Source organism: Pedobacter sp. 10L46_2, from assembly GCF_056395165.1.
In genome coordinates this window covers 1-7,699 of record NZ_JBFTIZ010000193.1, presented here as the reverse complement: position 1 = coordinate 7,699, position 7,699 = coordinate 1, and the positions used below count along the sequence as shown (strand labels likewise).

Genomic DNA, 7,699 nt, shown 5'->3' with positions numbered 1-7,699 from the left:
GCACCATGTTCCAGCTGCCAGCCATAGCCTGGTACGTCAGATTTGCTGTTCATATCGTAAATTACATCCGAACGACCGGCATCGTCCAACACCTTAAGTACATAGCGGTAGCCAATATCGCCGGCAGTAAGGCTGTTTTTTCTTCCTTTAATCTCCTTCACCAGATTAGCTATAATTGCTTCCTTATATTCAGGTTCAACTAAATTCATATAAGCTGCCATCGCATAGGCAGTCTGACTGCCGGTTGAATATTGTTTGGTTTCTTTGTTAAAGAAAGTAGTGTTAAAGGCATTTTTAACCGCTAAAGCCAAATCGCTATATTTCCTGGAATCTTCTGTTTTACCGAGCAGCGCGGCAACTTTACTAATAATTTCAATGTCGTAATAATAAATAGCGGTAGCCGTAAATTTCTTTGGAGTAAGCTGCGCCTCACCCGGCGAATTAGGCCCAATATCAAACCAGTCGCCCAAACCATGATCAAGCATATGGTTAGTCGCTTTGGTACCCAGATAAGCAATGTATTTCTGCATCATCGGATAGCTTTCTTCAAGCGCATCCTTATCGCCATACCATTTGTAAACATACCAGGGTAAGATCACCCCGCTGCTTCCCCATTCAGGAGAGTCACGGAAGCCACCATCAAAATGTGTGTACTCAGGTGCAATATCCGGAATCAATCCGTCAGCTGTTTGTGCCGCCATCATATCTCTGATTATCTTTCTGCACAGAGATGCTACGTTATAGTTGTACTGTACCGATCCACCCATAAGGTGAGCCTCTTCCAACCAGCCTAGTTTTTCCCGGTGCGGACAATCGGTAAAAACGCTCACCATATTTCTTTTAATTGCCCAGTCTATTAACTTAAAAGTCTTGTTAAACAATTCATTTGATGAATTGAAACTGCCAATATTTTCTGCAGCATTTCTAAGGTGTAGGCTTTTTAAAGAGGTTAATACAGGTAAATTGTTTGGGTTTTCTTCTTTTTCAGGAACGGCCCCTTCAACCTGCAAATATCTAAAGCCATAGTAAGTAAAGCGTGGCTGCCATTTCTCGTTACCTTCTCCTTTCAAAGTATAATCGTAATAATGCGGCACACCGGATGCAGATTGGTTAACAGTTCCATCTGGATTTAACAGTTCTGCAGGAGTAATCCGTACTACCGCACCCTTTTTGCCATTTGTCTCTATTGCCGGGATTGCGGAAGCATTCTGACCCATGTCGTAAACCCATATGCCTGGCTTAGGGCTCGATATTTTAACAGGAGTAAAGGTTTCAAATAGCCTTACAGGTTCTGCCGTTTGCGAGTTTAAAACAGGAGAGCCAGTTACAATAACGGCCTTTCTCCATTTCGAATCATCAAATCCTGGCTTATCCCAGTTATTCTGTTCAAGCGTTGCATTGTAATCCTCGCCACCATAAATACTGGTAGTGGTTATTGGTGATGGAGAAGTTTTCCATTGCTCATCACTGATAATATTTTCGGTACTGCCATCACTATACTCCAATAAAACCCTGCAAATTAATTTTGGGAATCCATAAGCGCCCGTTAGTTTTCTGTATCGATCATCTCTTGGTATAAAATAAAAACCATTACCAAGTATAACACCTATAGTATTATCGCCTTTTTTGAGCTGATCTGTTATGTCAAACGTTACATATAAAGCATGTTTATCATATTGCGTCCACCCGGCATCCAAAATATGGTCACCTACTTTTGAACCATTAATGCTAAGATCGAAATGACCCAATCCTGAGATAAATGCTGTTGCGTTTTTAAGTTTTCTTTTTATTGAAAAATCTCTTCTAAAGAGTGGGAGGATGTCATTTTGTGGAGCAAAATCACCCCGTAAGTGTATTGCCGGTACAATACGTTCAGCGGCGGGTAATTCTTCATAAGCAATCCATTTTGCCCCAAGCCAGTCGCCGCTGTTCAATAAGCCCATTCGCCACATCGCTGTCTTGCTCCATGACGATATATTTCCATGATTGTCCCATATCTTAACTTTCCAATAATAGGTTTTTGCAGACAGTAAATGCCTTCCCTTGTAAGGGACCTGTATGGACTGATTGGAGTTTATCTTTTTAGAATTCCAGATGTTACCAATATTTTTACTCAAATCAGTCAGGTTATCTGCAACGAGTACCTGCCATGCGGCTTGCTGTGTATTTCTGAGTGATGAGGCGATGAACCAGCTTAATTTAGGCGTTTGGGATGTAATACCCAGCGGATTACTCGCGTATTCACAGGTTAATGAATTTGGCTGCAGAACATCCCTGGCAGATGTTAAAAACGGGAAGAAGGACAATATCAAGCAGAAAAGAAGAATTAATGGTTTAGGTTTCATATAAATAAAAATGCATGTTCTTTTATTCATATCAAAATCATAAAATAAACTGTGTTAAAACTATCATAACTTTTAGTATGTTTGTCTAGATAATTTAAAATTTATTTAGACAACGTAAAATGTATTCTATATCTGAGCTCGAACAACTTTCTGGTGTACAGACCCATACCATTAGAATATGGGAACGTAGATACAAGGCACTTACCCCGATGCGTTCGGCTGGAAATACACGGTTTTATGATGATCATCAACTTCGTAAATTATTAAACATCGTGAGTCTTAGCCAGTCTGGTTTAAAAATATCTCAGGTATGTGCACTTTCCGAGCAGGAAATCGACAACTTGTTAAAAAAGGAAATCGACAGCACTGTTTCCCCAGATGCAAATTGCGAATTCTATATATCACAGTTGCTTGGGTTTGGACTTGCATACAACGAAAGGGAATTTGATGAGTTAATCTCAAAATGTATTGCCGATTTCGGTTTACCATTTGCTTACAAGAATGTTATCTATCCATTATTGGTCAGACTCGGACTGATGTGGCGCAGGGACAACATTTGTCCGGCTCAGGAACATTTTTTATCCAATATTATCAGGCAGAAAATATTTGCTGCTATTAATCAGATTCCATTAAAGTCTAAAACAAAATCTACCTGGCTATTATTTTTACCTGAGGATGAAGACCATGACATTGGTTTGCTGTTTGCGAATTATATGCTTAGAAGTTACGGTCAAAAGGTGATCTTTCTTGGTGGAAGAGTTCCGTTTGAATCTCTTATAGATGCAATGCTTCACAATAGGATTGATCATATGCTGCTTTTTTTGGTACGATCGAGACCCGTTGCTAACGCAAACCAGTACCTAAATCAGCTGGCCGAACACTTTCAACAAACCAAAATATATATCGCTGGAAACAATAAGCTTATTCCTGAATTAGCGCTGAAGGGGAATGTTAGCGCTCTTCAATCAATAGAAGCATTCGAGGAAACAATTAAAACTATAAAACATGGCAGCTAAACCGAATGGTCATATTTCCAGAATTGCTGTTATAGGCTCAGGCTTTGCAGGTTTAAGTGCCGCGGCTTATATGGGCAAGGCTGGATATCATGTCGATGTTTATGAAAAGAACCAACAGTTAGGAGGGCGCGCCAGGCAGTTGATTACTGAGAATGGTTATTTATTTGATATGGGGCCAAGCTGGTATTGGATGCCCGATGTATTTGAACGGTTTTTTAATGATTTTGGCTATACATCCGGCGATTTTTATGAGCTCGAAGCCCTTGACCCTGGTTTTTCTATCGTTTATAGCGAAAATGAGGTGCTAGATGTTCCTTCGGATTACCAAGGTATAAGGAATTTGTTTGAGTCAATTGAGTCTGGTAGTGCCCTAAGGCTGGATCAGTTTTTAAAAGAAGCAGAATTTAAATACAAGGTAGGAATGGAAAAACTAGTATATAAACCAGGTTTATCCTTAACCGAATTTGCGGATGTTGACCTGATGAAAGGAGTGTTTAAGCTTCAGGTGTTTACTTCCTTCAGTAAACATGTAAAAAAGTTTTTTAAGCACCCTAAACTGGTTGCCTTGATGGAGTTTCCCGTACTTTTTTTAGGTGCAATGCCGCAGGATACCCCGGCGCTGTATAGCCTGATGAACTATGCAGGTCTAAAATTGGGGACATGGTACCCTAAGGGAGGTTTTTCCAGTGTTATAAAGGCGATGAAAACTGTGGCTGAAAGGCAGGGTGTTAATTTTTATTTCGATAAACCAATAATCGATTTCACTATTCACAACAGATTGGTTAGTGAAATAGGTCTTAAAAATGAAAGAAAGCCGTATGACGGTATTATTGCCGCAGCCGATTATCATCATATCGAAGAAAAGCTCCTTGGTAACCAATACCGGAATTACAGTAACGCATATTGGGATAAACGTGTTCTAGCCCCCTCATGCCTGATATTTTATATAGGTGTAAATCGCCGGATAGATAAATTAAAGCACCATACTTTATTTTTTGATCAGGACCTGAAACAGCATGCTTTAGAAATCTATAAACAACCTGCATGGCCTTCAAAACCTCTTTTTTATGTTTGTTGCCCTTCAAAAACAGAAACCGGACTGGCGCCAGAGGGACATGAAAATTTGTTCATACTGATGCCCCTTGCGCCCGGATTGGAAGATGGAGAAATTTTAAGGGAGAAATACTTTGAATTGATCCTCGGCCGTCTTGAAAAATATACCGGTAATCCCATAAGGAAGCATCTTGATTACAAAAAAAGTTATTGTGTTTCTGATTTTATAGCCGATTACAATTCCTATAGAGGGAATGCATACGGATTGGCAAATACCTTAATGCAGACTGCTAATTTAAAACCCTCACTTAAAAATAATAAAATAGACAACCTTTTTTATGCTGGACAGCTAACCGTTCCCGGTCCTGGTGTTCCACCGTCAATTATTTCTGGTAATGTAGCCGCCCAACAACTTGTTAAGTACTTTAATCACTGATTATGAAAGAGATATTTGATAAACTATCAGCAGAGTGCAGTAAAATAACTACTCAGAGATATAGTACAAGTTTTTCACTTGGTATTTATTTTTTAAGTAAAAAACTAAGGAGACACATTTATGCTATTTATGGCTTTGTTCGCCTGGCCGATGAGATCGTCGACAGTTTTCATAACTATGATAAACAAAAGCTGCTTGAAAAATTCAGCCGGGATTGTTTCGAAGCTATTGAGGCCGGGATAAGTCTGAATCCTGTTTTGAATTCATTTCAGCAAACTGTTAATCAATATCAGATTAGCGGCAACCTAATCGATCTGTTTCTAAAAAGTATGGAAATGGACCTGGAACAGAACACCTATACACAGGAAAAATACGACCAATACATTTTAGGTTCGGCACAGGTAGTTGGACTAATGTGCTTAAAGGTTTTTACCGAAGGTGATGATAAAGAGTATAATAGGCTTACAGAATCGGCTATGAAATTGGGATCTGCTTTTCAGAAAGTAAACTTTTTAAGGGATGTTAAGGCCGATTATAATAACCTTAGCCGAACATATTTTCCAGGTGTAAATCTTTCCAGTTTTTCAAATGCCGATAAGAAAATGATCGAAGAGGATATTGAAAATGAGTTTAAGGCTGCTCTTGTGGGGATAAAACAATTACCTTCTTCTTCAAGAAGAGGAGTTTATCTTGCCTACATTTACTATAGGGAATTATTTCATAAAATAAAAAGAACTACCGCCGAGTGCGTGTTGTCTGAACGGATAAGAATTTCAAATAGTCATAAAATTGGTTTAATGTGCGACTCAATCATCAGATATAAAATAAATGCTTTATGAGGGTTTTAATGTTATTAATTATTTTTATTTCACTTTTGTCATCCAAAATCATTGTGGCTAATGAACCGAACTTGTCTGAATTACGAGATTTATATTACAGGGCGGCTGAAAATAAAGAATCTGCTTTCAGACTTTCAGCAATGCTCAAAACTGTCGACACCCGTTCTCCATCAATTCTGGTTTGTTATAAAGGTGTATCTGAAATGCTGGAAGCTAAATATTTAATAAATCCGTTTAATAAACTGAGTAAATTTAAAAACGGAAGAAAGTTAATTGAACATGCAGTAAAAGCCAATCCTCACGAAATTGAAATCAGATTTCTGAGATTTTGCATTCAAACAAATCTTCCAGGTTTCTTGGGATATAAGGATCATATAAAGGGAGATAAGGCTTTTTTGATAGCTCAGGTAAATAAAATAAACGACGGTGAACTTAAACAAAAAGTGAAAGAATATTTGTTTAACTCTAAATGTTGTTCTTCAGAAGAACTGAAAAAGATATAAGATGATAGAAAACGAAATACAGCTTGAAAACGTAATTCTTGTGGATGAACATGACAACATTATTGGAACAATGCCTAAAATGGAGGCTCACCTCCAGGGAAGGCTTCACAGGGCATTTTCTGTGTTTGTATTCAATAGTGACGGCCAATTGCTCTTGCAGCAAAGAGCAGAGGAAAAATACCACTCCGGCGGGAAATGGACCAACACTTGCTGTAGTCACCAGCGTTTGGGAGAGCAAAGCATTGATGCTGCTAATCGCAGGCTAAAAGAGGAAATGGGAATGGAGTGCACACTCAACTACGGGTTCAATTTTACCTACCATGCAAAATTGGCCAACGGAATTTCAGAAAACGAATTCGACCACGTATTCTTTGGTATGAGCGATGCAGTACCTCAGCCCGATTACACAGAGGTAGCGGCATTCAGATATGTGGATATGGAGACTTTAGCGCAGGATATCTCAGAACATCCCGAAATTTATACCGAATGGTTAAAGATTTGTTTTAATCAGATTATGGATTATTATCACAGATTTATTTAGTAAAATGAACAGCTGGCTTTTAAATTTTCTGGTGGCAGTAGGAACTTTTATTGCGATGGAAGGGGTTGCCTGGTTTACGCATAAGTATATCATGCATGGCCTGCTCTGGTCACTACATAAAGATCATCATCATAAAGAGCATGATGGTTTTCTGGAAAGAAACGATTTCTTTTTTCTGATTTTTGCAATACCAGGCATAATTTGCCTTGCGTTAGGCTCCTTTTACGGAATATCTCCAGCTTTTTGGACCGGTATTGGAATAACGCTATATGGCGCAGCCTATTTTTTTGTTCATGACATTTTTATACATCAGCGCTTCAAGATCTTTAGAAATTCAGAACATTGGTATTTTAAAGCCATAAGAAGAGCACATAAAATGCATCATAAACATCTTACTAAAGAGCGGGGAGAATGCTTTGGCATGCTATGGGTGCCATTCAAATATTTTTTCAGCAGTAAAGGAACGCYATCATGAAGTATACCTATCTGCTTATTGATTTTTTTACCGCCATCATTCCATTTATATTTTCTTTTCACCCTAAGCTGAATTTTTATAAAACCTGGAAAGCCTTTTTCCCTGCAGTAATAATAACGGGTATGATTTTTATTTTGTGGGATGTATACTTTACCAGTTTAGGAGTCTGGGGCTTTAATTCAAGGTATCTTATCGGGGTAGCAATAGGGAATATGCCTGTCGAGGAAATCCTTTTTTTCTTTTGCATTCCTTATTCCTGCGTTTTTACCTATCATTGCCTTGATCTATGGATTAAAAGAAATTTACCTCAAAGAATAGAGTTGGTGTTAACCACTTTGTTGATCTTTGTATTTGCAATAACGGGGATTTTGTTGAACGATAAGATTTATAGCATGGTAACTTTTATAGGTTTGGCTGTACTGATGGCCGTAGCCAGATATATACTTAAAGTAAGCTGGTTACCAAAGTTTTACCTGATCTATGGAATACTG

The 7,699-nt window shown here is 38.4% G+C and carries 8 protein-coding genes; 7 read left to right on the top strand and 1 reads right to left on the bottom strand.

The window, feature by feature from the left end; all coding sequences use genetic code 11:
* Positions 1–2,345, bottom strand: a 2,345-nt coding sequence (locus AC1DDX_RS18405) for a family 78 glycoside hydrolase catalytic domain (RefSeq protein WP_477622383.1), incomplete at its 3' end; no start/stop codon positions are given.
* A 119-nt stretch (positions 2,346–2,464) separates the two neighbouring features.
* On the opposite strand from AC1DDX_RS18405, the gene AC1DDX_RS18400 reads away from it, so the two are divergent.
* From AC1DDX_RS18400 to AC1DDX_RS18370, 7 genes are all read left to right on the top strand, one after another.
* Positions 2,465–3,361 carry a MerR family transcriptional regulator gene (locus AC1DDX_RS18400; protein ID WP_337716322.1) on the top strand — a complete coding sequence of 299 codons (897 nt, stop codon included), beginning with the start codon at positions 2,465–2,467 and terminating at the stop codon, positions 3,359–3,361.
* Positions 3,351–4,850, top strand: a complete 1,500-nt coding sequence (locus AC1DDX_RS18395) for a phytoene desaturase family protein (RefSeq protein WP_337716320.1) — start codon at positions 3,351–3,353, stop codon at positions 4,848–4,850. Before AC1DDX_RS18400 ends, AC1DDX_RS18395 begins: the two co-directional genes overlap by 11 nt.
* Positions 4,851–4,852: 2 nt before the next feature.
* Entirely contained in the window at positions 4,853–5,689 is an 837-nt protein-coding gene (locus AC1DDX_RS18390; RefSeq protein WP_288879411.1) for a phytoene/squalene synthase family protein, read from the top strand.
* Between the two features lie 8 nt (positions 5,690–5,697).
* Entirely contained in the window at positions 5,698–6,192 is a 495-nt protein-coding gene (locus AC1DDX_RS18385; RefSeq protein WP_337716318.1) for a hypothetical protein, read from the top strand.
* 1 nt (position 6,193) lies between these two features.
* Positions 6,194–6,733, top strand: a complete 540-nt coding sequence (gene idi / locus AC1DDX_RS18380; RefSeq protein WP_288879409.1) for an isopentenyl-diphosphate Delta-isomerase — start codon at positions 6,194–6,196, stop codon at positions 6,731–6,733.
* A 4-nt stretch (positions 6,734–6,737) separates the two neighbouring features.
* Positions 6,738–7,208 (top strand): sterol desaturase family protein, encoded by a 471-nt coding sequence (locus AC1DDX_RS18375; protein WP_477622382.1) that lies wholly within the window; start codon positions 6,738–6,740, stop codon positions 7,206–7,208.
* Positions 7,205–7,699: lycopene cyclase domain-containing protein (locus AC1DDX_RS18370; RefSeq protein WP_477622381.1), on the top strand; the 495-nt coding region annotated here is incomplete at its 3' end. The genes AC1DDX_RS18375 and AC1DDX_RS18370, both read left to right, overlap by 4 nt.